Source organism: Noviherbaspirillum galbum (assembly GCF_010974945.1).
In the GTDB taxonomy this organism is placed as follows: domain Bacteria; phylum Pseudomonadota; class Gammaproteobacteria; order Burkholderiales; family Burkholderiaceae_D; genus Noviherbaspirillum; species Noviherbaspirillum galbum.
Window position 1 is genome coordinate 45,644 of sequence record NZ_JAAIVB010000036.1, and the last position, 25,802, is coordinate 71,445.

Below are 25,802 nucleotides of genomic sequence, written 5' to 3' on the forward strand. Positions count from 1 at the left end.
ACCGGAGGCGGGTAGACGTAATGTATCCGGCCCGGGAGGTCTTTTACCGTGGGCAACATGGTGGCGCTCCTGTTTCTGCATTGACATGGCTAAAGTGACAAGTCGCCATGCAACGTTGCAGGAAGGAAGGCGCCGGTTGCCGGTCCTCAGTGGCAAGTTCAGTGGCAATTTCAGTGACCGCCTCGGCGAGCGCGTCAGCGGCAGCGCGCCACCGCCTCGGGCAGCCCTTCCGGACGCCCGATGTAGAAGCCCTGCACCGTCGAGACGCCGATGTCGAGGAGGGTGCGCAGTTCGGATAGCGTTTCCACGCCCTCTGCCACGATCGAGGTGCCGGTCACCTCGGAAAAGCGCGAGAACGCGGCCGCCAGGGCCCGGCGCGCGCCGTCGCGGTCGATGTCGCGCGTCAGGCTGATGTCGAGCTTGATGCGGTCGGGAGCGAGATTGAGGATGTGGCGGAAGCTGGCATAGCCGGCCCCGGCGTCATCCACCGCGATGCGCAGTCCGCGTCGTCGAAAGGGAGCCATCAGCGTGGCCAGGCGGTCGTAGTGTTCGACGGCGGCATGCTCCGTGATCTCCAGCACCACGCGTTCGAGCACGCGGTCGCTGAAGACCTCGTCGAGCGCGCCTTCGAGGATGTATTCCGGCGAGATGTTTGCCGAGACGAAGACGTCGGCGGGCAAGGCATCCAGGGCTGCCAGCCCGCGCTGGATGGCGCGCTCCTCCAGTTCCCAGCCGAGTCCGGCCTCGCGCGCGTCGCTGAACCAGAGGTCCGGCGGGCGCTGCGCCTCGCCCTCGGAGCGCGACGGGAAGCGGGAGAGCGCCTCAAATCCGACGACGCGGTCCGACGGCACGTCATAGATCGGCTGGTACACCATCGACAGGCCATCCTCGTCGAGCACGGTACGAATGCGCTGCGCGATCTGGCGATGTCCCCGGTCGCGCTTCTGCTCCGATTCGATGAACTGCGCCGCGACGTCGGCGAACACCTTCATCATGTTGTGGTCGCGCTGGTCGAGGGTCTGGTCGGCATGATGGCTGAAGCAGCAGAAGGTGCCGTACAGGCTGCCGTCCGAAAGCCGGATCGGCACGCTCAGGTGCGCGCCCACCGGCAAGGAAAAGGTCACCGGCAGTTCGGCGGCGGCGGGGTAATCCTTGGCGTCCCGCATCAGTTGCGGCAGGCGGCCCTCGGCCACGCGCATGCAGTAGGTTTCCTCGAGCGGATCGCCGGCGCCGGCCTGGATCGGGTTGCCCGGGTCCGCCGGATCCACGTGCCGGAACACGCGCCGTCCCTCGAAGAATTCCGCCACGAAAGCGACATCCATTTCGAGGTGCTGGCGAATGGCCGAGAGCAACTGGGGAAGCGATGCGCCGGACGCGAAACCGTTGCCGGCAAGACTTTGTTTAAGAAGATCCGAAAGAGCCATGACCGAGATCGTCGTTGTGCTTTTTGTATGAAGGCAGGGCCTTCCAAAGGTTCAGTCCCGGGGACGAACATGCGCGCTTCGCAACCGCGTCTCTCCAATCATTAGCTGCCTCGCCGCAAATATTAGGGTTCGGGCGGATACAAGGCACGAACCCCGCCGCGCCGGCCGTCACTCACCGCCATGTCCTCGTGATGCCGCCTTGCGCCGGGTTCCGGCCATCCCGCAAGCTGCGCGCCGGTCACGAGCCGCCAGCCACATCGACAGTCATCGTTCGCCTGTCCAGGACAGCCTATGCAAGCCCCCTTCTTTCCCGAAATCGAAACGCCGCGCCTGCGCATCCGGCCCATGACGGCCCGCGACCTGCCGGCGCTGGTGCGCGTGAATGCCGATGACCAGGTCACCCGCTACCTGCCCTTCCCTTCCTGGCGCTCGATGCATGATGCGGAAGGCTGGATGGGCAGCATGCTCAGGCTGCAGGAGCAGGGAAACACCTTCTGCTTCGTCGTCGCCGAACGCGACGGCCGGGTGATCGGCAACTGCTTCCTTTTTCATCTCGAGCGCGACAATGCACGCGCCGAGATCGGCTACGCCCTGGCAAGGGCCTACTGGGGAAGGGGTTACATGCGGGAAGCGATGACGGCCTTCATCGACCGCGCCTTCGGCGACTTGCGGCTGCGCCGCCTCGAAGCGGAGATCGACGTGCGCAACGCCAGTTCGGCGGGCCTGCTGGCACGCCTGGGCTTTCATCAGGAGGGTCTGCTGCGCGAACGCTGGAACCTGCGCGGCGAGGTCTCGGACGCCAGCCTGTACGGCCTGCTGCGGGGCGAATGGGAGGCGCGCCGCGACATACTGACAGCCACCACCACCGGGGCGGCCATGCAGCAATCGCGGCTGCGCCCGGCCGGAGCGCCGGTCAGGTGGCCAGCGCCTGATCCACGAGTTCGATCCAGTGCCTGACCGCCGTGCCGGTGCCCGACTGCAGGTGGGTGATGCAGCCGATGTTGGCGGATACGATGACATCCGGCCGGGTCGCCTCAAGCTGGGCGAGCTTGCGGTCGCGCAGCGCATAGGCGATGTCGGGATGCAGCACCGAGTAGGTGCCCGCCGAGCCGCAGCAGAGGTGGCTTTCGGTGCATAGCTGCACGTCGACGCCGATGGCGCGCAATACGCCTTCGACCTTGCCGCGGATCTGCTGGCCGTGCTGCAGCGTGCACGGCGGATGGTAGCTGACGCGCTGCTTGATGCGGCCGGCCATGGTTTTCGCCAGCTCTGCCTCGAATGCCGGCATGATCTCGCTGAGGTCCTTGGTGAGCGCGGAAATGTGCGCCGCCCGCTCGGCGTATTTCGGATCGTGCGCCAGCAGGTGGCCGTATTCCTTCACCGTCACGCCGCAACCCGATGCGGTCATCACCACGGCTTCGACGCCGGCTTCCACGTAGGGCCACCAGGCATCGACGTTGCGCCGCATGTCGTCGAGCCCGCCTTCCTGGTCATTCATGTGGTAGCGGATCGCGCCGCAGCAGCCTTCCTTGGGCGCCACGATGAGCTGCACGCCGAGCGCGTCGAGCACGCGGGCGGTGGCGGCATTGATGTTGGGGGACATGGACGGCTGCACGCAGCCGTCGAGCAGGAGCATCTTGCGGGCATGCTGGCGCGCCGGCCAGGCGCCGGAGGGCTGCTTCGCCGGCACCTTGTTCTTCAGCACCGCCGGCAGCAGGCCGCGCAGCGACTGGCCGGTCTTCATCGCCGGCTTGAAGAGCCACTTGCGCGGCAGGGTTTCCTTGAGCGTGCTGCGCAGCATGCGGTCGGAGAATGAGCGCGGCACCTGGTCGTCCACGATCTTGCGGCCGATGTCCACCAGGCGGCCATAGCGCACGCCCGAGGGACAGGTGGTTTCGCAATTGCGGCAGGTCAGGCAGCGGTCGAGGTGCAGCTGCGTCTTTTGCGTGGCCGGCTTGCCTTCGAGCACCTGCTTCATGAGATAGATGCGGCCGCGCGGGCCGTCGAGCTCGTCGCCCAGCAGCTGGTAGGTCGGACAGGTGGCGGTGCAGAAGCCGCAGTGCACGCACTTGCGCAGGATGGCATCGGCTTCCTTGCCTTCCGGCGTGTCCTTGATGAAGTCAGCGAGATTGGTTTGCATTTAGAACTCGGCGTACATCCGTCCGGGATTGAAGATTCCCGCCGGATCGAAATTGGATTTGAGTCGTTGATGGATGGCGGCGACCGCCGGCGCGAGCGGATGGAACACGCCCGCCGACTTGTCGCCCTGGAACAGGGCGGCATGGCCATCGGCGCGGCGCGCGGCCTCGCGGACGGCCTGCGGGCCGGCGTCCGTGCGCAGCCAGCGCTGCGCCCCGCCCCACTCGATCAGCTGTTCGCCCGGCAGCCCCAGCGGCTTGGCGACCGGGGCCACCGAGACGCGCCACAGCGGCTGGCCGCCGGATTGCGCGTCGAGGAAGGCATTACGGTGGTCGCGCAGTTCCTCCCAGAACGCACCCGCCTCGGGCTCTTCCTCGCCGCCCATCTTTTGCAGGGCGCTCTGCACCGCCGCCTGGGCGCCGGAGAGGCGCACGATGAGCACGCCGCCGAACCAGGCGGTGGCGGAAACCGGCAAGGGCTGGCCGCCCCAGCGGTTGAGCTGCTCGATGGCCTTGGCCTCGTCCATCTCGAAGCGCACCGTGGTTTCATGCAGCGGCCGCGGCAGGACCTTGATGGACAGGTCCAGCATCAGGCCAAGCGTGCCAAGCGAGCCGGCAAGCACGCGCGAGACGTCATAGCCGGCGACGTTCTTCATCACCTGGCCGCCGAAGCGCAGCAGCTCGCCGCGGCCGTCCATGAGCGTGACGCCGAGCACGAAGTCGCGCGCCGAGCCGACCGCGAGCCGGCGCGGGCCGGAGAGCCCGGCCGCCACCACGCCGCCGATGGTGGAAGCGGGGCCGAAGCGCGGCGGCTCGAAGGCCAGCATCTGGCGGTGTTCCGCGAGCGCGGCTTCGACTTCGGCCAGCGGCGTGCCGCAGCGGGCGGTAATGACCAGCTCGGTGGGATCGTAGGCAACGATGCCCTGGTAGGCACGGGTATCGAGCGTCTCGCCGCGCAGCTCCTGGCCATACCAGTCCTTGGTGCCGCCGCCGACGATGCGCAACGGCGTCCTGTCCGCCGAGGCGGCGAGGATGCGGGCGCGGAAATCCTGTACGACTTGTTCCATGTTGTTGTTCTTTCTTCCCCTGGAAAATCAGAAGCGCGGCAGGTCGGCGAACTTCATCTGGCCGTTCTTCACATGCATGCGGCCGAATTCGGCGCAGCGGTGCAAGGTCGGAATCGCCTTGTCCGGATTGAGCAGGAACGCGGTGTCGAAGGCGCGCTTGACGCCGCGGAAGCAGTCCAGCTCGGCCGCCGTGAACTGCACGCACATCGAGTTGATCTTTTCGATGCCGACGCCATGCTCGCCGGTGATGGTGCCGCCGACCTCGACGCAAAGTTCGAGGATGTCCGCGCCGAAGGCTTCGGCGCGCTCGAATTCGCCGGGCATGTTGGCATCGAACAGGATCAGCGGATGCAGGTTGCCGTCGCCGGCATGGAACACGTTGGCGCAGCGCAGGCCGTATTTCTGTTCCATCTCGGTGATGCGCACCAGTACTTCGGCGAGGCGCTTGCGGGGGATGGTGCCGTCCATGCAGTAGTAGTCCGGCGAGATGCGGCCGGCGGCGGGGAAGGCATTCTTGCGGCCCGACCAGAAGCGCAGGCGCTCCAGGTCGTTCTGCGACACCGCGATGGCGGTCGCGCCCGATGACTTGAGCACCTCGCTCATGCGGGCGATTTCGTCCTCTACTTCTTCCGGAAGGCCGTCGGATTCGCACAGCAGGATGGCTTCGGCGTCGATGTCGTAGCCCGCCTTCACGAAGGGCTCGACCATGCGCGAGGAAGTCTTGTCCATCATCTCGAGGCCGGCGGGGATGATGCCCGCGGCAATGACGTTCGCCACGGCGTCGCCGCCCTTCACCACGTCGTCGAAGGAGGCCATGATCACGCGCGCGACCTGGGGCTTGGGCACCAGCTTGACGGTGACTTCGGTGACCACGCCGAGCATGCCTTCCGAGCCGATGAAGAGGGCCAGCAGGTCCAGGCCCGCCGCGTCGAGCGCGCCGCTGCCGAGTTCCACCACCTCGCCTTCGATGGTGACCATGCGCACGCGCAGCACGTTGTGCACGGTGAGGCCGTACTTGAGGCAATGCACGCCGCCGGAATTTTCCGCGACGTTGCCGCCGATGGTGCAGGCGATCTGCGAGGATGGATCGGGCGCGTAGTACAGGTTGAGCGGCGCGGCGGCGTCGGAGATCGCCAGGTTGCGCACGCCGGGCTGCACGATGGCGGTGCGGCTATAGGCATCGACCTGGAGGATCTTGTTCAGGCGCGCGGTCGACAGCACCACGCCATCGGCGATCGGCATCGCGCCGCCGGACAGGCCGGTGCCCGCGCCGCGCGGCACGATGGGCGCCTGCAGGTCGCGGCAGGTCTTGAGCACGGCGATGACCTGCTGCTCGTTCTGCGGCAGCACGACGACCATCGGCAACTGCCGGTAGGCGGCCAGGCCGTCGCACTCGTAGGGTCGGGTATCTTCCTCGTTGAACAGCACCGCGCCTTCGGGCAGCAGCGGACGCAGGGCGGCCACGACCTGGCGCTGGCGCTCGAGGGTGAAGGTGGGTACGTTGGCGGGAGCGTTCATGGCGGTTCCTCGGTGTTTCGAACGTATTGCCGTTTGCTGAACCCAGCGCTCGCCGCCGTCATTCCCGCGCAGGCGGGAATGACGGCGGTTGCGCATGATCTGTTGAAAACTAACGGCAATACGTTCGTGGTTCTTCCTGGTTTGACAGGCTTACCGCCCAAGTGTATCCAAAAACACACGCGCAAATCCGCCCGCCGGGCCTGAAAAGCTTGGCACGGGCGCATGAAATCTTTTCACGGGGCTAGATCGACCGGAACGTCGATTTCAGCCAGGCAAGGAAATGCTCGACTTCCGGCCGCGAGGTCTCGGCTTGCTCGTAAACAACGTAATAGGCATGGGGCGGCGTCTTGAGCTGGATGTCCGGGAACAGCTGCACGACTTCGCCGGACGCCAGCATCGCCTGCACGAAGTGCTGGCGCGTGAGGGCGACGCCATGGCCCTGGCGCACCGCTTCCAGCAGCAGCCCGAGATCGTCCACCCGCAGGCCGGCGGAGGGCTCGGCCCAGTCGAGGCCGGCCACTTCGAACCAGGGCTGCCACGGTTCGAGCGCAGAGCGCAGCAAGGCCGCCTTGCGCAGGTCGGCCAGGGTATCGATGCCGCCGATGCGTTCCAGGTAGGTACGGCTTGCCACGGCGAAGGTTGGCTCCTCGAACAGCTTTTCCGTCACGAGGTCAGGGTACTTGCCTGCACCGAAGCGGACTTCGAGGTCGCTCTCCGACAGGCTGAGGTCGTACAGCGGCACCGACAGGAAGATCTCCACCGCGACATCGGGATGCAGGGCGCCGAATTCCGCCAGCCGTGGCAGGAGCAGGTAGCGGGCGAAGGTCGGCGGTACCGTGATCTTGATGCGCGGCTGGGCGGCGGCGCTGCGATGCGGCAGGGGAAAGTCACTGAGGGCGCGCAGCGCGGCCCGGACCACGTCGAGGTAGCGGCGTCCGAATTCCGACAGGCTGACCGTGCGGCCGTCGCGCAGGAACAGGCGTTCGCCGACGAACTCTTCGAGCAGGCGGATGCGGTGGGACAGCGCGGAAGGAGTGATGCACAGCTCGTCGGCGGCCAGCGCGAAGGAGCCATGGCGCGCGGCCGCCTCGAAGGCGGAGAGCGCATGGACGGGCGGAAGTCGGATTGCCATTGAATGAGTCGTTGCCTGGTCGTTGTCTTCCAGCGTTACCAGCGGATGATCTTGCCGGGATTCATGATGTTTTTCGGATCGAAGGCATGCTTGAGGACGCGCATGGTCTCGATGGCTTCCTCGCCATGCTCCTGGATCAGGAAATCCATCTTGTGCATGCCCACGCCGTGCTCGCCGGTGCAGGTGCCGTCCATGGAGATCGCGCGCGCGACCATGCGGGCATTGACCGCCTCGGCCTTGGCCACGTCGGCCGGGTCATGCGGATCGACCAGCATCAGCACGTGGAAATTGCCGTCGCCCACGTGGCCGATGATGGAATGGATGATGCCGCTCTTTTCGCAATCCGCCTTGGTGTCGAGGATGCATTCCGCGAGGCGCGAGATCGGCACGCAGCAGTCGGTGGAAATGGCGCGCGCGCCGTGGCGCATCTGCAGCATCGCGAAGTAGGCGTTGTGCCGCGCCTGCCAGAGGCGGGTCCGGTCTTCCTGGCGGGTCGCCCACTCGAAGCCGATGGCGTTGAACTCGGCGGCGATTTCCTGCACCGTCTGCGCCTGCTCCTGCACGCCGGCATCGCTGCCATGGAACTCGAACAGCAGCAAGGTCTTTTCGGGCAGGGAAAGCTTGTCGTGGGCATTGATGGCGCGCACGCTGTTTTCGTCGAGAAACTCGACGCGCGCCACGGGAACGCCGAGCTGTATGGTGCGGATGACGGTATTGACCGCCTCTTCGGCCGTCGGGAAGGAGCAGATCGCCGCCGATACCGCCTCGGGCTGTGGATAGAGCTTGACCGTGACCTCGGTGATGATGCCAAGCGTGCCTTCGCTGCCGACGAAGACGCGCGTCAGGTCGTAGCCGGCGGAGGACTTCTTGGCGCGTGTGCCGGTCTTGATGATGCGGCCGTCGGAGGTCACCACGGTCAGCGCCAGCGTGTTTTCGCGCATGGTGCCGTAGCGCACGGCATTGGTGCCCGAGGCGCGGGTGGCGGCCATGCCGCCGAGCGATGCATCGGCGCCGGGATCGATGGGAAAGAACAGGCCGGTGTCGCGGATTTCCTGGTTGAGCTGCTTGCGCGTCACGCCGGCCTGCACCGTGGCGGTCAGGTCTTCGGGATGCACCGCGAGCACCTGGTTCATCTGCGACAGGTCGATGGTGATGCCGCCGCGCAGCGCGAGGATGTGCCCTTCGAGCGAGGTGCCGGTGCCATAGGGGATGACCGGCACGTCATAGGCGTGGCACAGCTTGACGGCCTCGGCGACTTCCTCGGTGGTCTGGGCGAACACCACCGCATCCGGGAGCATGGGGTCGTAGGAAGATTCGTCACGGCCGTGATGTTCGCGCATCGCGTGCGAGGTGGTGAAACGGTCTTCGAACAGGGAAGCCAGGGCCTGGAGCAAGGCGTCGGGCACGGGCTTCTTCAGGGCGGCGGGATGAACGGGCTGGTTCATGGCTGTCTCCATGTGGTTTGCTCGATTGTACTCCGCAACCCCGGCCGCAGGGCACCGCGCCGCCCTTGCGGAACCGCATCCCGATCAAGGCGACGGCCCGGGTTTTATCGTATGCTGGCGCTCTTTCCGGACTTGCGTCCGGTTCCGCACCTGCTTACGAGGCCAAACATGGGAAACCGACTTTCGAAGATCGCGACGCGCACCGGCGACAACGGCACCACCGGACTGGGCGACGGCTCGCGGGTCAGCAAGGACAGCCTGCGCGTGCATGCGATGGGCGACGTGGATGAACTCAATTCCCACCTCGGCCTGCTGCTGTGCGAAGACCTGCCGCAGGCGCTGCGCGAGGAACTGGTATCCATCCAGCACGACCTGTTCGATCTCGGCGGCGAGCTCTGCATCCCGGGCTACACGCTGATCACCGACGAACACGTGGCGCGGCTCGATGCGTTGCTGGCGAAGTACAACGCCGATCTGCCGCCGCTCAAGGATTTCATCCTGCCCGCGGGTTCGCGCGGTGCGGCGCTGGCGCATGTCTGCCGCACCATCTGCCGCCGGGCCGAACGCGCCATCGTCACGCTGGGCAACAGCGAAACCCTCAACGCCAATCCCCGCCAGTACATGAACCGGCTGTCCGACCTGATGTTCGTGCTGTCGCGCGTGCTCAACCGCTTCGCCGGCGGCAGCGACGTGCTGTGGGAAAAGGACAGGAAGCGCGAGGTCGGCGCATAGGCGTTGCTTGTTGCGGGAGACAGACACGGCCGGATTCTTTCCGGCGCTGGAACCGGACTTCGGGGCACGTCACTGAGAGCGGATTCTCACTCCAGACTGATCCTCATGCCCCCTCCACTGCTTCGTTTTTCGCCGCATCTTCCGTTGCGTTGCGCGGCTTCCATGCCCGCCGGCAAGATCTCCGCCCCGATTGTCTCCGGCGCTTGCCGGCAACCCCGCATCGTCCCGTCTTGCCCGCCGGCGCACGCCTTCGGCACCTTCGCCATCCGCCGTCATCCCGCCCTGCATTGGGCGATGCCCGAGCCGACCCAGCTCGTCGAGCAACGACACCCTGCCATCCGCTGGGCGATACCGGCGCCGCGCGCCGCATCCGGCGGGGAAGCGCGCCTCGTTTCTCCTGATGGCTCGCGCGCCTGCTGGCGCGAGCATGGAAGCCTGGTGATCCAGGCCGGCGACCAGCCGCCGACGCATTACCAGACCGAGCCGGGCGGACATTGCTTCTGGCATCCGGACAGCCGCCATCTCTTCCTCGAACGGATGCAAGACAACGGCAACCGCCAACTCGTCCGCTTCGATACCGACGCGCCCGGCCAGGGCGGGCAGGATCTCGTGGCCTGGCCGGGCGCCGTGCAGCGCGGCGCGCAGGAAGGGGAAAGCAATGATTGGCTGATGCCGGTCCGCCTCGCAAGCAATGCGCGCGACGGCGCGCTGCTCGACATCCGCGCCGGCGCAGGCGACACCGCCCAGAACGACGGCACGGTGCTGCAGTGGCTGACCGGAGCCGACGGCAGGATCGCGGGCCGCGTGCGGCAGCTTGGGGAAGAAAATGTTTTCGAGGTCGCCTTGCCCGGCCAGGAGGGACAGCAGGACAAGCGGGCGCTGGCATTTGCCGAAGCGCGGCGCTGGCGCAATGAGGGTGGCGGCGGTGGAGAAAAGCCGGGGAACGGCAATCCGGAGGGAGCGCGCTACAGCGCCCTGGGATATGTCACGCCCGAAGGCAAGCGGCATTTGCTGTGGAGCGTGCGCCCGCCCCAGCGCCCGGGGAGCGAATGAGCCGGAAACCGGGCATCAGGCCCGTTTCTTGAAGCCCGGGAAACGCCGCCACCATTTGGCCGCGGCCTTGGTATTGGCCTTGACCGTGAAGTCGAGGGTGGCGACCTGTTCTTCCACCGCTTCCTGCAGCATGGTGGCGGGGCTCGCAGGCAGGAGCTTGAGATAGGCATCCGCCTCGCCGTATGCCCGCTGGATTTCCATGCCGGCCTTGCGCGCGATGTGAATCATCGTGGCGTTCGAAGACAGGCAATGCATGTAGAGCGTGTCGATGTCTTCGTTGCGGCAATGGATGGCGGCGCGCTCGAACAGCTTCGAGCCGATGCCGAGGCCGCGCGCATGGGAAGCGACCGAGACGCCGAACTCCGCGATGCGCGACTTGTCGGTTGCATCGCGCAGGGCCGGCATGCTTTCCCGGTCGGCGAAGGCGAGATGTCCCACGCCGAGCAAGCGCAGGTTGTCGTCGTACACGCCGAACACCGTGTCCCGTGAAAAATCCAGCATCTGCGCATAGCGCGTCACGAGCTCGTCGGGCAACACGGACCCGAAGCGCAGCAGGCGGTCGTCGCGGTCGAGCGCCAGGAAATGCATCAGCAGGCGCCGCCGGTCGCGCTCCGACAGTTCCTTCACCCGCACCGCGGGTTTCTGGGCTGTCGGCTTGTCCGCTTTTCGCAGCGGCTCGATTTCTCGTTGCTCGTCGGAACGCATGATCACTTCCTTTTCATGTTGCATTGCACAATGCATTGTAGGCGAAATCGCCGGCAGGTGCCCGGAACGCGAGGCCGGTCGAGTGGGGTTTGCGAACTGTCAATCGGCCCGGCGTTTCATGTGACAGGAAAGCCACAGGTCAAAAAGTGTTACACCTGTTCAACATTTCCGATGTGTACACTCGACGTACTTTGCAACAACGGGAAAGATCATGAATCGACTGATGACGAAATTGGTTGGCGTCCTCCTCCTGGCGATGTCCGTCGGCGCCGCAGCCGAAGAGGGAGTGAGCGATGGCGCCATCGTGATCGGCCAGACCATCGGCCTGACCGGTATCATCGCCGCCCCCGTCAAGGAAATGAACGAAGGCGTGAATGCCTACCTCGCGACCGTCAACCAGCAGGGCGGCGTGCATGGACGCAAGATCGAGCTGCGCGTGCTCGACGACAAGTTCGATCCCAAGCTGGCCGCCGCGAATGCTGAAACCCTCATCAAGAACGAGCACGTCTTCGCCCTGTTCCAAAGCCGCGGCACGCCGCATACCGAAGCCATCCTGCCGCTGCTGGACCAGAACAAGGTGCCGCTCATCGCGCCCAGCACGGGAGCGGCCATCTTCCACACGCCGGTGAACCACTGGGTCTTCAACGTGCGCGCCAAATACCAGGACGAAGTGATCCGCGGCGTGGAGCATTTCGCCACCGTCGGCGTGGACCGCATCGGCCTGCTCTACGTGGACGATTCCTTCGGCAAGGACGGGCTGGAAGGCTATGAAAAAGCCATGGCGGCGCGCAAGCTCACCTCGCCCGCCATCGTGAAGTTCGCGCGCGTGAATCCCGACTACGACGCCACCGCCGCGCAAGTCATCAAGGCGCAGCCGAATGCCCTCATCATCGTCAGCTCGTCGAAGAACACCATCGACATCATCAAGGCGATCCGCAAGAATGGCGGCGCCATGCAGATCATGACCTTGTCGAACAATTCCTCGCAATCGTTCGTGAAGGACCTGGGCCCGGCGGGCGTGGGCGTGATCGTTTCGCAGATCACCCCGGCGCCGCACCTGCTGTCGACCAAGCTCGGCCAGGAATTCAAGGCAGCAGCCAAGGCGAACAACGCCACCCTGTCGTATGCCGCGATGGAAGGCTTCGTCAATGCCAAGGTGCTGGTGGAAGGCCTGCGCCGCGCGGGACGCAACCTGAACCGCGAAGGATTCGTTCGGGCCATGGAATCCATGCAGCGCACGGACTTCGGCGGCCTGATGGTGACCTACGGCCCGGACGACCATACCGGCAGCGAGTTCGTGGAGCTCACGATGATCGGCAAGGACGGCAAGTTCGTGCGCTGAACATCGCTCCAGGGTGGAGGCCGCACAGGCGCCTTCACCCGCCGGCTCACTCCCCCTCTTCCCTCATCGCTCCCTTTACCGCCGCCACCCGCACGGCATGCACCGCCTCCGGAATGCGCTTTGGATCGGCGCAGCCCTTCGCCACCTCTCCCGCATTGACCGCCAGCGCCGCGCCGAGCGCCTCGCTCAGCCGCGCGGCCTGCGGAAACGGCTGATCTTCGAAACCGGTCCGGCCGCGGTGATCGCATTCGCAGGCCAGCAGGCAATCCCGGAAACGCTGCGGCTTGCGGAAAGCGTCGCAGCGTTCCAGCAGGCTGACGATGGTGGCGGCGCGCAGCTCGAACGCGCGCGCCACGTTGCCATGTTCGCGCGCGGTCATGACCGCCAAATCGCGGCAATCGTTGGGAATCTTCAGCCGCTTGCAGACCTGCTCGACAAGGGCCACGCTCTTGCCTTCATGCCCGTGGTGGGCCGGCCACCTCTCGGCCGGCGTGAGTCCCTTGCCGAGGTCGTGCATGAGCGCGGCGAAGCGCACCGGCAACGAATGCCCCTGCCGCGCGGCGCAGTCGACCACCATCATCACGTGCACGCCGGCATCGATCTCGGGATGATGCTTCTCCGGCTGCGGCACGCCCCACAGGACATCCAGCTCGGGCAGGATGCGCGCCAGCGCACCGCAGTCGCGCAGCACCTCGATCATGCGCGAGGGACGCTGCTCCATGAGGCCGCGCGCCAGTTCCTGCCATACGCGCTCGGGCACGAGCGCATCCACCTCGCCGGCCTGCACCATGGCGCGCATGAGTTGGTTGGTTTCCGGCGCGACGCTGAAGTCGGCGAAGCGCGCGGCGAAGCGGGCGAGGCGCAGGATGCGCACCGGATCTTCAGCAAAGGCATCGGAGACATGGCGGAACACGCGCGCGCGCAGGTCGTCCTGACCATGGAAGGGGTCGATGATCCCGCCGTCCTCCCCCTTCGCCATCGCATTGATGGTGAGGTCGCGGCGGACGAGGTCTTCTTCCAGCGTGACGTCGGGCGCGGCATGGAAAACGAAGCCCTTGTAGCCGGGCGCGGTCTTGCGCTCGGTGCGCGCCAGGGCATATTCCTCGTGGGTTTGGGGATGGAGGAAGACCGGGAAATCCTTGCCGACCGGGCGGAAACCGCGCTTCAGCATCTCGTCGGGCGTGGCGCCGACCACGACGTGGTCATGGTCCTGCACCGGCAGGCCGAGCAGCTCGTCGCGCACCGCCCCGCCGACGATGTAGGTCTTCATGATTTACCCGGGATAGGTTTCGTACTTGTCGAGCCGGTCCTGCTCGGCCACGGCTTCCTCGATCCACTGCGCCACGGCGGGATGCGCCGCCACGCGGTCGACATAGCCCTGCAGCACAGGCGGCAGCCAGACGCCGAAGGTGCGGAAGCGCATCGCCACCGGCGCATAGAACGCGTCGGCGATCGAGAAGTCGCCGAACAGGAAGCCTTGCGACCCGGAACGCTCGAGGCAGGTTTCCCAGATTTCCGAAATGCGCCCGATGTCGCCCTGCGCCTCGGGCGTGCGTCCCTTGCCGGGGAAGCTGGCGCGGATATTCATGAACATCGCCGTCCGCAGGCCGGTGAAGCCGCTGTGCATCTCGGCGCAGATGGAGCGGGCCACGGCGCGCGCTTCGACGTCATGCGGCCACATGCCCTTGTCGGGAAACTGCTCGGCGAGGTATTCGCAGATGGCCAGCGAATCCCAGATGGTGATGTCGCCGGCCACCAGCACCGGCACGCGTCCGGCCAGCGAATAACGGGAAATGCGGTTCGCGGTATCGGGCTGGCCGAGCGAGATGCGCACTTCTTCGAAGGGAATGCCGAAGGCGGTCATGGCGACCCAGGGTCGCATCGACCAGGAGGAATAGTTCTTGTTGCCGATGACGAGCTTGAGCCCGGCCTTGCCGGCGGCATCGAGGGTCTGGGACAGGGTCGGGTCGAGTTCGGTGTTTTGCATGCTGGCGGTCCTGCGCTACGGAAAGAAGGTCCGCCAGGAGCGTGGCCGGCGGAACAGCCGAGGATAATGCTTTTGCCGGCGTTTGCCAAATCGGCAAGCCGCCGGCGCGAGGCGGCTTGCCTGTCAGGGAAGGTCGCTGGGCGCGAAGCCGCGCGGCGCCACCATGCCGAGCCGGGCCTTGAGCGACTGCGGCGCGTTCTCGAAGAGGGCGGCGTAGTAGGTGGCGTTGGACAAGACCTTCTTGACGTAGTCGCGCGTCTCGGCGAACGGAATCGATTCGGCGAAGACCGCGCCCTCCACCGCCCGCGGCAAGGTGGAACGCCAGGCGCGCGGACGGCCCGGGCCCGCGTTGTAGGCCGCCGTGGCGAGTGCCTGCGAGCCGTCGAGATCGTTGAGCACCATGTTCAGGTAGTTCGTGCCCAGCGTGATGTTGGTCTGGGTCTCGTTCATCTGCGCCTGCGAATAGCCGCTCAGGCCGATCTTGCGCGCCACGAATTGTGCGGTGGCGGGCATGACCTGCATCAGGCCGGAGGCGCCGACGTGCGAGCGGGCGTTCTGCACGAAGCGCGACTCCTGGCGGATCAGGCCGTAGACCCAGGCCATGTCCAGGCCCAGCTTGCTGGTTGCCTGCGTCATGATGTCGCGGTGGGGCGAGGGAAAGCGCTGGGTGAAGTCGACCTCGTTGCGCGTGCGGTCGGAGGTGTTCACCATGCGGTCGAGCACGTTCCTCTGGCGCGCGAACTCGGCCGCGGCGAGGTGCTGGCGTTCGTTCATGCGGCGCAATTCCCAGTTCCACTCGCGGTAGCCTTCGAAGCGCATGTTCAGGTCGAAGAACTTGAGGGCGCGGCGAAAACCCTGGTTGTCGGCCATCGGCGCGATTTCGTCGGCGGTGGCCGCTTGCGCGCGGGGCGGGATGGCGATCTTCTGGTTCAGTTCCTCGAGCGCGAGCTGGCCGTAGAAGTTGGTCTGGTCGGCAATGGATTCGAATTTCGCGCGCGCTTCATCGGCCTGGCCTTCGGCGCGCAGGGCGCGGCCCAGCCAGTAGACCCAGGTGGCGTCGTTCGCCAGCTGCGGCGGCATGGCTTCCACGGCCTTGCGCACCAGCTTCCAGTCGCCGGCGCGCAGCGCGGCGCGGGCCTTCCACTGGTGGCCGTCGAGCGACAGCGGCGCGCCTTCGGTGCGATGCCAGTAGACGGCGGCGTCCGGCCCCAGGGCGCGCGACACCGGCAAGGCGATCTGCGACCAGGCGATGGCGCGCTCGCGGGCGCTCAGCCGGTCGGCATGGGAAGTCAGCGAGCTGACCGCGAGGTCGACGTTGCTCTTCGCCGCGCGGCCCAGCGCCATCAGGTAGATTTCACGGCCGACGCGGCTCTGGCCCGGCCCGAGCTTGAGCACCCGCTCCGGCTTTTCCAGCGCTTTCAGCAGCACCGTGTCATCCGCCTCCACCAGCGGCGCCAGCCGGCGTATCGTTCCGCCATAGCCGCTGTCGGCCACCAGCCGCATGTGCTCCCAGACGTCGTTCAGGTCGAACTGGCCGGCCTGGACCAAGGCCGTGATCAGCGAGGCGCAGGCTTCGCCGTAGCTGGCCGGATTGGTCAGCGCGGCGCGCGCCTCGTCCGCCACCTTCTGGCCCTTGAGCACGCGCGAGGTCAGCGCATAGCACTTGACCTGCGGGTCGTCGTTGAGCACGAACTGCGGATACTGCTCGTCGAACACCGTCCAGTTGCGTCCGCGGCCGAGTTCGAGAAGCCAGTCGTTGCGCAGGCGGTCGGCGATGGCCTGTCCGTCGTAGCGCTGCAGGAAATCGCGCACCTCTTGTTCCGACGCGATGTTGAGCGCGATGCGCGGCTTGAGGCGGAAGTAGTCGACATAGGACGGGATGGCATAATTGCCAAGGCGCGACGCCAGGTCGGCGGCGCGGCCGGCGTCATTGTTGCGCGCGGCTTCGCGCAGCGCCGCGAATACTTCGTCGTCGTTGGCATAGACGGGCGCGGCGGCGCGCTTTTCCGCGTGGACGGGCGGCGCATACAGGATGGCGCCGGCCAAGCCGGCGGAAATTGCCACTGCGGCCAGGCTGGCGATACGGCGTGGAGAAGACATCGGATGAAGCTTTCTGAAAGACAGGGTTAGTCCTAGCATATACGAAACAGGCTTGAAAATCATGACCGAAACGACAAGCGACAAGGCAGAATTGCGGCGCGCGCTGCTCGCGAAAAGACAGGCGATTCCCGACGAAGTTCGTGCCTTGTGGAATGCCCTCATCGGCACGCGGGTCATGGCTTGGTGGAATGCCAATCCCGTCGGCACGCTGGGCGTGTACTGGCCCATACGACGCGAACCCGACTTGCGCGATACGTACGAGATGCTCGCCGCCCACGGCGTGCGGCTCGCCTTGCCGGCCGTCGTGGCGCCCGACGCCCCGCTGGTCTTCCTCGCCTGGGAAGCCGGCGCGCCGCTGGTGAAAGACAAGCTGGGGGTGATGATGCCGGCCCGGCGGGTCGAGATCGAGCCCGATGCCCTGCTGGTGCCTTGCGTGGGGTTCAATGCGGCGAAGTTCCGGCTGGGGTATGGCGGTGGCTTCTACGACCGGACGCTGGCGGGGCCGGCCAGGCCGGTGGCGGTAGGGATTTCTTATGCCTGCTGCGAAGCGGTGTTTGCGGGGGATGCGCATGATGTTGCGCTGGATGCGGTGATTACGGAGGAGTCGGAGTTGGGGTATTGAGGAAGGTTGCGTTTTTTTCTCCGTTGAACCGGTTGCTTTTCCCAGTCCGTGGGGGCTTGCCGGGACTGGCCCCGGTGGGCTCGCCTTCGGCATTGCGTGACGGCGAACGATACGACCACCACACTCGCGCCCTGAATACCAAGCTCCCTCCCTTTCAAGGGGAGGGTTGGGGTGGGGGTGGGTTTCTTCCGCAAGCAAAGAACAGCGTCGGCATGATCATCGAAATAAATACTGTTCTCTACATGCGGCCGAACCCCATCCCCACCCTAGCCCTCCCCTTGAAAGGGAGGGGACAGAGCGGAAGGTGCTTGAAAGGACGGAGGTGCTAATTCGTCTGCGGCACCGTGCTCCCCGTCGTCGGAACAAACTCGAGCCATGCCGATGCGGCAGGAGGTCAAGTCATCGGATGCCTTCCAGGTGCTTACTACCGCGGAGGACGGCATCCCCTCAACCCATCGAGCAAGGCCACCCGAAGTGACTCCCACATGGGGGTTGAAGCAGCTTTCTTTGGGTACTTTCGTAGGGCCCGCCTAGGGTCTGCTGATAAAGAAAGTACCTGGGCCGCCGGGACCAGCCCCGGCAAGTCCCCACGGAGTGGGAGCCGCAACCGGTTCACCGGAGAGAAACCGAAATGGGATTCCAGCCTGCGCGGGAACGACGGCGTGTTGTAGAAGTTCATGAGGTGGCGCGAACGACACCGCAAGTCCGCGACGGCAAAAGCCGCCAGCAACAAAACCCCAACTCCTGCCCTCAAATCTCATCCACCGTAAACAACCTCCGATGCTCCCGCATCGCATACCTGTCCGTCATGCCGGCAATGTAATCCGCCACCTTCCTCGCCTGCCGCTGCCGGTCGCCCGGCACGTGATAATCGGGCGGCATCAGGCTCGGCTCTTCCATGAAGGCATCGAACAGCTGCGTCACGATGCGCCTCGCCTTGCTGGTCATGCGGTTGACCTGATAATGCTGGTACAGGTTCTCGCGCAGGAAGCGCTTGAGCAGGGTGGCTTCGTTGCGCATCGCCTCGGAGAAGGTGATGAGCGGCGGCGCGTAGCGCACGTCGTCGATGCTGCGCAGCGTGGTGTGCTCGATGCGTTCGCGCGAGGCTTCGATCAGGTCGATCACGAGCGCATTGATCATGCGGCGGATGGTTTCGTGGATGGCGCGGCGGCCGGTAATGCCGGGAAAGACGGTTTCGACTTCGTGCCGGTGGCGCGAATAGAAATCGACTTCGTCGAGCTGGGCGGTGGTGATCAGGCCGGAGCGCACGCCGTCGTCGATGTCATGGTTGTTGTAGGCGATTTCGTCGGCGAGGTTGGCGAGCTGGGCTTCGAGGCTGGGCTGGGTTTTCTCGATGAAGCGGCGGCCGACGTCGCCGAGCGATGCCGCATTCTTGACCGAGCAATGCTTGAGAATGCCTTCGCGGGTTTCGAAGGTGAGGTTCAGGCCGTTGAAGGCGCCGTAGTGTTCCTCCAGCTCGTCCACCACGCGCAGGCTTTGCAGGTTGTGCTCGAAGCCGCCATCGTTCTTCATGCAGTCGTTGAGCGCGTCCTGGCCGGCATGGCCGAAGGGCGTGTGGCCGAGGTCGTGCGCGAGGGAAATCGCTTCCACGAGGTCTTCGTTGAGGCAGAGGTTGCGGGCGATGGAGCGGGCGATCTGCGCCACCTCGATGCTGTGGGTCAGCCGGGTGCGGAACAGGTCGCCCTCGTGGTTGACGAAGACCTGGGTCTTGTATTCGAGCCGCCGGAAGGCGGTGGAATGGATGATGCGGTCGCGGTCGCGCTGGAACTGGCTGCGCAGCGCCGGCGCGTCTTCCGGGAAGCGCCTGCCCCGCGATGCCTCGGAACGGGCGGCGTAGGGGGCGAGGTGGGCTTCGATGTGCATGGACGCGGCGTCAGGCGGTGCGAGCGGTGCAGGCGGCGATGGTGGCCAGCAGCGCGTCCTGCGGCGCCGGCATGATGACCGAGCGACCCAGCGGCTTGAGCAGGATGAACTTGATCTGTCCGCCCTCGTTCTTCTTGTCGACCTCCATCAGTTCCAGCCAGCGCGCTGCACCGAGGTCGGGCGCGGTCACGGGCAGGCCGGCGGCCTTGACCAGCGCCGCGATGCGCTCGCGCGTCGCGGCGTCGATGAAGCCGAGCCGATGCGACAGGTCGGCCGCCATGACCATGCCGCAGCCCACCGCTTCGCCGTGCAGCCATTCGCCGTAGCCCATGCCGGCTTCGATGGCATGGCCGAAGGTATGGCCGAAGTTGAGGATGGCGCGCAGGCCGCCTTCGCGTTCGTCCTGGCGCACCACATCCGCCTTGATCTCGCAGGAACGCTGGATGGCATGCGCCAGCGCGACCGGGTCGCGGGCCATGAGGAGGCCGATGCTGGCCTCGATCCAGTCGAAGAAGGCGGGGTCGATGATGGCGCCGTGCTTGATGACCTCGGCCAGGCCGGCGGACAGTTCGCGGTCCGGCAAGGTATCGAGGGTGGCGGTGTCTGCGATCACGGCCTGCGGCTGGTAGAAAGCGCCGATCATGTTCTTGCCGAGGGGATGGTTGATGCCGGTCTTGCCGCCGACCGAGGAATCGACCTGGGACAGCAGCGTCGTCGGCACCTGCACGAAAGGCACGCCGCGCATGTAGGCCGCCGCAGCGAAGCCGGCCATGTCGCCGATCACGCCCCCGCCCAGCGCCACGATGGTTGTCTTGCGGTCGCATTTCTCGGCCAGCAGGACGTCGAAGATCTTCATCAGGTTGCCCCAGTGTTTTTCTTCTTCGCCGTCGGGCAGCACCACCGTGGTCACCTGCATGCCAGCCTCTCGCAGGAGGCCGGCGACACGCTCGAGGTAGAGCGGGCCGACCACGGTGTTGGTGACGATCGCCACCCGCTTGCCGGCAACGTGCCGCGCCAGCAGCTCTGGAGAGTTCAACAGGGATTGCCCGATGGTAATCGGGTAGCTGCGGTCGCCCAGGTCGACCTGGAGCTGGATGGGGGGATGCGGCGTGCGGTGGTCGGCGGTCATGAAAGCGTCAGGGAATCGAGGTGGTCTTGCCGTCTCCCGGAATCGTTTTCTGTACTTGCGCAAGCCGGGAAACAATGGTGTTCACCAGCGATTGTACGTTAGGTCGCCCGGTTTCGATCACGAGGTCGGCGACTTCGAGGTAGAGCGGCTCGCGTTCGCGGGACAGCTGCTCGAGCTTGGCGCGCGGATCGGGCGTCTGCAGCAGCGGCCGGTTCTTGTCGTGGCTGGTGCGGGCAAGGATGCTGTTGATGCTGGCGCGCAGGTAGATCACCGTGCCGCGGGTTTTCAGGTACTCGCGGTTTTCCGGCTTGAGGACGGCGCCGCCGCCCGTCGCCAGGATGATGCCGCTGCGCGAGGTGAGGTCGCGGATGACGTCGGATTCGCGATGCCGGAAGCTGGCCTCGCCCTCGATCTCGAAGATCAATGGAATCGAGGCGCCGGTGCGCGCCTCGATTTCATGGTCAGAATCGATGAAGGTCTTGTCGAGCTTGCGGGCCAGGGCGCGGCCGACTGTCGTCTTGCCGGCGCCCATGAGCCCTACGAGAAAAATGTTGGAAGACTGCAATTTAGTTTGAACGGAACGCGAATCCCGTTTCCATGCCCTTCGGAGTCTTTACTTTTAAGGTAAAGCCGCCCGAAGCGCAACCCGCGTCTGTCTTGATCACCATCTGGTGGTAGCTGCCGCCAATGGCATTGATTGACGGAACTACCGATGGGAAGATGGTCAGGGGGCCGATCTTGTCGCCGTCTGCCGAGCTCACGGTCGTGCCAGCAGGGAGGGGATTATTGTGCAGATCGGTCAGGCGGAATACCAGGGGCTGGTTCGAGCAGCTTGCGCCGGCGACACCATTGAGGACCATCGGATTGCCGTCGGAACTCGTCCAGTCGCGGCAGCTCTTGTTGTCGACCGCGGTTCCATTGCAGACCTGGCGGATCAGCGTGGCGTTCGAACCGCTGAACACCATTTCGATCGAGCGGCGGATATAGTTCAGGCCCCATTTGCCATCGCCATTCGGGGTAAAGGCTGTATGACCATACGGGAATGGCTGATCGCCCCTGGCAACGTCGTAGTTGCCATCCAGCGAACTGGGGCTGGTGACGTCGGCGGGATCCCACGTGGCCACGCCGGTATCGAGGAAGGGATCGCCCTGGTCGGTAAAGGACTCGCCGCCACTCACGCAGGTATCGACGAGCGGACGGTAGACCGGCGGCACGACGCCGTCCGGACCGACGAAGCTGGTGCAGGAATACTGGCCGTCGCCGTTGGCATCGACGAAATCCTCCAGGCCCTGGACATAGGCCAGCACCGTGACGCGGCCGTTGGCCGGCCGGAAATCCTGGCTGCGTAGTTGGACCGTGCAACCGCCATTGGTGGTGTTGCAGGCGCCTTGGGCGGAACTGCCGATGGCGCCGCCTTCGGTGACGAAGTTGACCGTCGTGCCGTCGGAGACCGGGTTGCCGTACTGGTCGGCCAGCAGCACCGTGACCTTGGCGATTTCATTGTCGAAGCCCCAGCCCTCGAAGTTGTAGGCATCGGGGGACAGCGACATGTTCTTCTGGATCGGGAAGCCGGTGGTGATGGTCAGCGCGTCGGACAGGCCGCTGAGGGTCAGGTTGTTGCGCGAGGCTTCGGCGATGACGCGCACCGGCGTCGGGATGGTGCCCGAGGACACGGTGGTGCGGACCACGCCGCTGGCATCGGTGGTGCCCTTGACGGGCTGCACCGTCAAGCCGCCGGTGGTGGTGGTGGCGCGGAAATTGACGTCGACGCCGGCGAGCGGGTTGTTGTTCTGGTCGACGACCTTGTAAGTCAGCTGTGCCGCTTCGAGGCGACCGAGGCCGCCCGAGCCCTTGAGGACCATGGATGTGCCGGTCAGGTTGGAGCCGACGAACTGGATCGCGCCGATGTTGGCGCTCGACACCGGCAGGGTAATGGTCTTGCTGGACGTGCCGATGGCCGCGGTGATGGTATCGGTGCCGCGCAGGCAGCCGTTGTTGGTGTAGGTGGCGGACTGGATGCCATTGCTCAGCGAACCGATCACGATGGTCGCCGTGCCGTCGCCGACGCACAGCGAGGTCACCGTCAGGCCGGACACCTTGTCGACGGGCTGGCCGTTGCTGGTGACCGGGATGCTCAGGGTCGCGGTGCTGAAGGCGGCCAGGCTGCCCGAGGGCGCGGGCGAAAAGGCCAGCGCGCCGACGCTCAGCGGCGCCGCGCCGACGGCGATGTTGGTGGTGGCGGAGCCGCTGACGGAGCCGGTGGACGCGCTGGCCGTGATGGTGAGCGCGCCTGCGGACGAGAAGTCCCTGGGCTTGACGTTGATCACCGCCACGCCGTTGGCATCGGTCAGTGCGGAGCCGCTGGCCGGCGTGAAATCGACGAGCGAGCTGTCGCTGGCGGTGAACTTGACGACCGCGTTGCTGAGCGCGGCGCCGGCGGCACTCTTGAAGGTCGCCTTGACCGTGCCGGTCTGGCCGCCCGAGAGCGAATTCGTTTCAGCGCCGGCGCTGGTGACCATGGCGACGCCAAGCTGGCCGGTCGACACGGTAGCGTTGGATGCGGTGCTGCCGGACGAGGTGCCGCTGCCGGTACCGGTGCTGGTGCCGCCCGAGCTGCCGCCGCTGAGGTTGCCGCCGGACGCGGTGCCGGCGGAACCGCCGCCGCCGCCGCAGGAAACCAGGGTCAGCACTGCCAGGCTGACGAGACAGAGGCGGCCGAGGTCGCGCGCGCTATGGGTCTTGATTTTCATAAGAATGCCTTGGTGTTGTCTGTTTTGTTCTCGTGATCGGTACGTTCAGCGCGCGACGACGCGGTCGGCGACGATCTTCGGAGTGATGAAGATCAGCAGCTCGGTCTTGTCGTTCGTGCGGCCGGTGCTCTTGAAGAGATTGCCTACCACTGGGATGTCGCCCAGCACCGGCACCTTCTGGTCGTTGTTGCGCTCGGTCTGCTGGAAGATGCCGCCCAGCACCACCGTGCCGCCGTTCTCGACCAGCACCTGCGTCTTGACGTGCTTGGTGTCGATGGCGAAACCGGCACGGGTTTCGACGCCCACGCTGTCCTTGTTGACGTCGACATCGAGGATGATGTTGCCGTCCGGCGTGATCTGCGGCGTGACTTCCAGCTTGAGGTTCGCCTTGCGGAAGGTGATCGAGGTGGCGCCGCTGGCGGTCGCGACCTGGTACGGCAGCTCGGTGCCCTGCTCGATCAGCGCCTTGAGCTGGTCGGCGGTGACCACCCGCGGGCTGGAGATGATCTTGCCCTTGCCGTCGGCTTCAAGCGCCGACAGTTCGAGATTCAGGAAGCGGTTGGCCGCTGCCGAGAACAGGCTGACCGCGAGGCTGGTCGGGTTGGCGCCGTTGATGCCCGCCGCCGGCAGGTTCACGAACTGGGTATTGTTGTAGGCGCCTTCCTTGATGTCCACCTGGCCGGTCTGCTCGCCCACGCCGGTGTAGTTGCCGGTGATCGCCGCGCGGTTGTTGCCGCCGAGCGAGTAGCCAGGGTCGCCGCCGCGTAGCGCGCGCAGGTCGCTGAAGCCGAGCTTGACGCCGAGATTGCGGCTGAACGTGTCGGCCGCTTCGACGATGCGCGCCTCGATCAGCACCTGCTTGGACGCGATGTCGGTCTTCTGCACCAGCTTGCGCACTTCCTCGATCTTGGAAGCGATGTCGGTGACGAACAGCTGGTTGGTGCGCGGATCGATCACGGCGCTGCCGCGCTTGGACAGGATGCTCTTCTTGCTGTCGCCGCCCTCGATGCCGAACGCCATCTTGAAGGACTCGGCCTTCTGGTAGTTGAGCTGGAAGGTTTCAGTCTTGAGCGGCTCGAGTTCGGCGATCTGGGCCTTCTGTTCGAGCTCCAGCTTTTCCTTGGTCAGCAGTTCTTCCTTGGGCGCGATCCAGAGCACGGAACCGTTCTTGCGCATGTCGAGGCCCTTGGCCTGCATGACGATGTCGAGCGCCTGGTCCCAGGGCACGTCCTTCAGGCGCAGCGTGAGGTTGCCGCCGACGGTATCGCTGGTGATGATGTTGAGGCCGGTGAAATCGGCGATGACCTGCAGCACGGCGCGCACTTCCACGTTCTGGAAGTTGAGCGACAGGCGCTCGCCGCGGTAGCCCTGGGTGCCCTGCACCAGCTTGTTGGGATCTTCCTTGATCGGCTTGACCTCGATCACGAGCTGGGAATCGCTCTGGTAGGCGCTGTGTTCCCACAGGCCCTTGGGCTCGATCACCATGCGCACGTTCTCGCCCTGCGGCGTGGTGGTGACGGTCTGCACCGGCGAACCGAAATCGCTGACGTCGAGGCGGCGGCGCAGCACTTCCGGCAGCGCGGTCTTCATGAAGTCGACCACGATCGACTGGCCCTGCTGGCGCACGTCGACGGCCACCTGGTTGCTCGGCAGGTCGACCACGATGCGGCCTTCGCCATTCGCGCCGCGGCGGAAGTCGATGTCGCGCAAGGCCTGCTTGCCGGCCGGGGCGGCCTTGGTGGCCACCGGCAGGCCGGCGGCATTGACCGCCGTCGCGACGCCGCCTGAGCCGTCGATTGTCACGACGACGGTGTTGTTGTCCACGGTGGTGGCGTAGTTGAGCGGACGCATCAGGTTGAAAACGAGGCGCGAGCGGTCGCCCGCCTGCACCACGTTGACCGAGCGCACGTCGCCCAGCGCGATGTCCTGGCTGGACTTGCTCATGCCGTTGGCCGTGCCGGAGAAGTCGAGCGCGATACGGGCCGGGCTGGTGATGGAAAAGCCGATGGGCGGCTTGGTCACCGGGTTCTTCAACGTGACCTTGACGATGACGTTGGCCCCCTGCTGGCTGGCGGTGATCGACTCTATCGCGTTTTCCTGCGCGAACGCGGCGCCGCCGGCGAGGAGGATGGCCGCGCCGAGGCTGGCGCGCAGGAGGCCTGCGCGAAGCTGCGTTGCGAGATGTTGGATTGTGATGGTGATCATTTCTTGTTCTCCTGCAGCTCTAGTTTGGCCGGACGCTCCACCCACTCGCCGCTGGCGTCGCGGACGATTTCCTTGACTTCGACTTCCGATTCGCTGATCCGGGTCACCATGCCGAAGTTCTGCCCGATGTAGTTGCCGACCTTGACCTGGTACACCGACTTGTCGATCTGCAGCAGGGCGTAGCTCAGGCCGGGCTTCTGCAGCGTGCCGACCATGCGGATGCTGTCGAGCGGGAAGGCTTCGAGGGGTTCCTTGCGCCGGTCGAGGTCGGGCTTGAGCTTGCCGGGCATGTTGGCCTGGGCGCGCGCGAGGGCGACCGACAGTTTCATGGCGTTGAAGGGATCGACCTCGTTCTTCGCGGCGTACACGAAGGGCGTGAACTTCTTCGGCTCGGGCAGCTTTTCCACGGTGACCGGCGTCTTGCCGCGTTCATCCTCGGTCCATTTCTGCAGATCATGCATGCCGCTGTCGCCGCAGCCTGCGAGCAGCACGGGGGCCAGCAGAGCGGCGAGCATGGCGGGAACCCCTAGTCTCAGGGATACGCGGCCGGGGTGCGATGTGTGCAACGG

At 65.7% G+C, this 25,802-nt stretch carries 19 protein-coding genes and 1 pseudogene; 5 read left to right on the forward strand and 15 right to left on the reverse strand.

All coding sequences use genetic code 11. The features are described from left to right. Positions 1–194 precede the first annotated feature (194 nt). Positions 195–1,424: a sensor domain-containing phosphodiesterase gene (locus tag G3574_RS10180; protein WP_163962670.1), complete on the reverse strand. Its 1,230-nt coding sequence runs from the start codon at positions 1,422–1,424 to the stop codon at positions 195–197. Between the two features lie 291 nt (positions 1,425–1,715). On the opposite strand from G3574_RS10180, the gene G3574_RS10185 reads away from it, so the two are divergent. After that, positions 1,716–2,381, forward strand: a complete 666-nt coding sequence (locus G3574_RS10185; protein ID WP_163962673.1) for a GNAT family N-acetyltransferase — start codon at positions 1,716–1,718, stop codon at positions 2,379–2,381. Here the strand turns inward: G3574_RS10185 and glcF are convergent. The 5 genes from glcF to G3574_RS10210 form a co-directional block, all read right to left on the reverse strand. Continuing rightward, positions 2,338–3,564, reverse strand: coding sequence for a glycolate oxidase subunit GlcF (gene glcF, locus G3574_RS10190; protein WP_163962677.1), 1,227 nt, complete (start codon positions 3,562–3,564; stop codon positions 2,338–2,340). The genes G3574_RS10185 and glcF overlap by 44 nt on opposite strands. After that, a complete protein-coding gene (gene glcE, locus G3574_RS10195; RefSeq protein ID WP_163962679.1) occupies positions 3,565–4,629 on the reverse strand; it encodes a glycolate oxidase subunit GlcE in 1,065 nt (354 codons plus the stop codon). A 27-nt stretch (positions 4,630–4,656) separates the two neighbouring features. Next, positions 4,657–6,147, reverse strand: a complete 1,491-nt coding sequence (locus G3574_RS10200) for an FAD-linked oxidase C-terminal domain-containing protein (protein WP_163962681.1) — start codon at positions 6,145–6,147, stop codon at positions 4,657–4,659. Positions 6,148–6,388: 241 nt separating this feature from the next. Then, positions 6,389–7,279: a LysR substrate-binding domain-containing protein gene (locus tag G3574_RS10205; RefSeq protein ID WP_163962683.1), complete on the reverse strand. Its 891-nt coding sequence runs from the start codon at positions 7,277–7,279 to the stop codon at positions 6,389–6,391. Between the two features lie 35 nt (positions 7,280–7,314). Then, a complete protein-coding gene (locus G3574_RS10210) occupies positions 7,315–8,724 on the reverse strand; it encodes an FAD-binding oxidoreductase (RefSeq protein ID WP_163962685.1) in 1,410 nt (469 codons plus the stop codon). A gap of 168 nt (positions 8,725–8,892) precedes the next feature. On the opposite strand from G3574_RS10210, the gene G3574_RS10215 reads away from it, so the two are divergent. Together G3574_RS10215 and G3574_RS10220 are read left to right on the forward strand one after the other, a co-directional pair. Further along, entirely contained in the window at positions 8,893–9,456 is a 564-nt protein-coding gene (locus tag G3574_RS10215; RefSeq protein WP_163962688.1) for a cob(I)yrinic acid a,c-diamide adenosyltransferase, read from the forward strand. 162 nt (positions 9,457–9,618) lie between these two features. Further along, positions 9,619–10,509, forward strand: a complete 891-nt coding sequence (locus G3574_RS10220; protein ID WP_163962690.1) for a hypothetical protein — start codon at positions 9,619–9,621, stop codon at positions 10,507–10,509. A gap of 15 nt (positions 10,510–10,524) precedes the next feature. Here the strand turns inward: G3574_RS10220 and G3574_RS10225 are convergent, their stop codons facing one another. Continuing rightward, positions 10,525–11,214, reverse strand: a complete 690-nt coding sequence (locus G3574_RS10225) for a GNAT family N-acetyltransferase (RefSeq protein WP_163962692.1) — start codon at positions 11,212–11,214, stop codon at positions 10,525–10,527. 223 nt (positions 11,215–11,437) lie between these two features. Here G3574_RS10225 and G3574_RS10230 point away from each other — a divergent pair, with 223 nt between their 5' ends. Next, positions 11,438–12,556 carry an ABC transporter substrate-binding protein gene (locus G3574_RS10230; RefSeq protein ID WP_235953278.1) on the forward strand — a complete coding sequence of 373 codons (1,119 nt, stop codon included), beginning with the start codon at positions 11,438–11,440 and terminating at the stop codon, positions 12,554–12,556. A gap of 46 nt (positions 12,557–12,602) precedes the next feature. Here the strand turns inward: G3574_RS10230 and G3574_RS10235 are convergent, their stop codons facing one another. The 3 genes from G3574_RS10235 to G3574_RS10245 all read right to left on the reverse strand — a co-directional run bounded on the left by G3574_RS10235 (position 12,603) and on the right by G3574_RS10245 (position 16,643). Then, positions 12,603–13,826 (reverse strand): multifunctional CCA addition/repair protein, encoded by a 1,224-nt coding sequence (locus G3574_RS10235; protein ID WP_163962696.1) that lies wholly within the window; start codon positions 13,824–13,826, stop codon positions 12,603–12,605. 3 nt (positions 13,827–13,829) lie between these two features. Next, a complete protein-coding gene (locus tag G3574_RS10240; protein WP_163962698.1) occupies positions 13,830–14,543 on the reverse strand; it encodes a glutathione S-transferase family protein in 714 nt (237 codons plus the stop codon). A gap of 123 nt (positions 14,544–14,666) precedes the next feature. Beyond that, positions 14,667–16,643 carry a lytic transglycosylase domain-containing protein gene (locus tag G3574_RS10245; protein WP_205609730.1) on the reverse strand — a complete coding sequence of 659 codons (1,977 nt, stop codon included), beginning with the start codon at positions 16,641–16,643 and terminating at the stop codon, positions 14,667–14,669. A 61-nt stretch (positions 16,644–16,704) separates the two neighbouring features. Here G3574_RS10245 and G3574_RS10250 point away from each other — a divergent pair, with 61 nt between their 5' ends. Continuing rightward, the gene (locus G3574_RS10250) at positions 16,705–17,265 is read left to right on the forward strand and encodes a 5-formyltetrahydrofolate cyclo-ligase (RefSeq protein ID WP_163962700.1); all 561 of its coding nucleotides are present in this window, start codon (positions 16,705–16,707) and stop codon (positions 17,263–17,265) included. Between the two features lie 750 nt (positions 17,266–18,015). On the opposite strand, the gene G3574_RS10255 is transcribed toward G3574_RS10250, so the two are convergent. The 5 genes and pseudogenes from G3574_RS10255 to G3574_RS10275 all read right to left on the reverse strand — a co-directional run bounded on the left by G3574_RS10255 (position 18,016) and on the right by G3574_RS10275 (position 25,748). After that, on the reverse strand, positions 18,016–19,149 hold the full coding sequence (locus G3574_RS10255) for a deoxyguanosinetriphosphate triphosphohydrolase (protein ID WP_163962702.1): 1,134 nt from the start codon (positions 19,147–19,149) through the stop codon (positions 18,016–18,018). 10 nt (positions 19,150–19,159) lie between these two features. Further along, positions 19,160–20,810, reverse strand: a pseudogene (aroKB, locus tag G3574_RS10260) (bifunctional shikimate kinase/3-dehydroquinate synthase AroKB); the annotation flags it as partial. A 34-nt stretch (positions 20,811–20,844) separates the two neighbouring features. Continuing rightward, positions 20,845–23,028 carry an Ig-like domain-containing protein gene (locus G3574_RS10265; RefSeq protein ID WP_163962704.1) on the reverse strand — a complete coding sequence of 728 codons (2,184 nt, stop codon included), beginning with the start codon at positions 23,026–23,028 and terminating at the stop codon, positions 20,845–20,847. 45 nt (positions 23,029–23,073) lie between these two features. Next, positions 23,074–25,233, reverse strand: a complete 2,160-nt coding sequence (gene pilQ / locus G3574_RS10270; RefSeq protein ID WP_163962706.1) for a type IV pilus secretin PilQ — start codon at positions 25,231–25,233, stop codon at positions 23,074–23,076. After that, positions 25,230–25,748, reverse strand: a complete 519-nt coding sequence (locus tag G3574_RS10275; RefSeq protein ID WP_163962708.1) for a pilus assembly protein PilP — start codon at positions 25,746–25,748, stop codon at positions 25,230–25,232. Before G3574_RS10275 ends, pilQ begins: the two co-directional genes overlap by 4 nt. Positions 25,749–25,802 lie beyond the last annotated feature (54 nt).

Coding starts and splice junctions, on each gene's coding strand:
- G3574_RS10250 (WP_163962700.1), top strand. CDS start 16,705: ATGACCGAAACGACAAGCGACAAGGCAGAATTGCGGCGCGCGCTGCTC.
- G3574_RS10185 (WP_163962673.1), top strand. CDS start 1,716: ATGCAAGCCCCCTTCTTTCCCGAAATCGAAACGCCGCGCCTGCGCATC.
- G3574_RS10245 (WP_205609730.1), bottom strand. CDS start 16,643: ATGTCTTCTCCACGCCGTATCGCCAGCCTGGCCGCAGTGGCAATTTCC.
- pilQ (WP_163962706.1), bottom strand. CDS start 25,233: ATGATCACCATCACAATCCAACATCTCGCAACGCAGCTTCGCGCAGGC.
- G3574_RS10225 (WP_163962692.1), bottom strand. CDS start 11,214: ATGCGTTCCGACGAGCAACGAGAAATCGAGCCGCTGCGAAAAGCGGAC.
- G3574_RS10200 (WP_163962681.1), bottom strand. CDS start 6,147: ATGAACGCTCCCGCCAACGTACCCACCTTCACCCTCGAGCGCCAGCGC.
- G3574_RS10205 (WP_163962683.1), bottom strand. CDS start 7,279: ATGGCAATCCGACTTCCGCCCGTCCATGCGCTCTCCGCCTTCGAGGCG.
- G3574_RS10220 (WP_163962690.1), top strand. CDS start 9,619: ATGCCCGCCGGCAAGATCTCCGCCCCGATTGTCTCCGGCGCTTGCCGG.
- G3574_RS10230 (WP_235953278.1), top strand. CDS start 11,438: ATGACGAAATTGGTTGGCGTCCTCCTCCTGGCGATGTCCGTCGGCGCC.
- G3574_RS10265 (WP_163962704.1), bottom strand. CDS start 23,028: ATGAAAATCAAGACCCATAGCGCGCGCGACCTCGGCCGCCTCTGTCTC.
- G3574_RS10275 (WP_163962708.1), bottom strand. CDS start 25,748: ATGCTCGCCGCTCTGCTGGCCCCCGTGCTGCTCGCAGGCTGCGGCGAC.
- G3574_RS10240 (WP_163962698.1), bottom strand. CDS start 14,543: ATGCAAAACACCGAACTCGACCCGACCCTGTCCCAGACCCTCGATGCC.
- glcE (WP_163962679.1), bottom strand. CDS start 4,629: ATGGAACAAGTCGTACAGGATTTCCGCGCCCGCATCCTCGCCGCCTCG.
- G3574_RS10235 (WP_163962696.1), bottom strand. CDS start 13,826: ATGAAGACCTACATCGTCGGCGGGGCGGTGCGCGACGAGCTGCTCGGC.
- G3574_RS10255 (WP_163962702.1), bottom strand. CDS start 19,149: ATGCACATCGAAGCCCACCTCGCCCCCTACGCCGCCCGTTCCGAGGCA.
- G3574_RS10215 (WP_163962688.1), top strand. CDS start 8,893: ATGGGAAACCGACTTTCGAAGATCGCGACGCGCACCGGCGACAACGGC.
- G3574_RS10210 (WP_163962685.1), bottom strand. CDS start 8,724: ATGAACCAGCCCGTTCATCCCGCCGCCCTGAAGAAGCCCGTGCCCGAC.
- glcF (WP_163962677.1), bottom strand. CDS start 3,564: ATGCAAACCAATCTCGCTGACTTCATCAAGGACACGCCGGAAGGCAAG.
- G3574_RS10180 (WP_163962670.1), bottom strand. CDS start 1,424: ATGGCTCTTTCGGATCTTCTTAAACAAAGTCTTGCCGGCAACGGTTTC.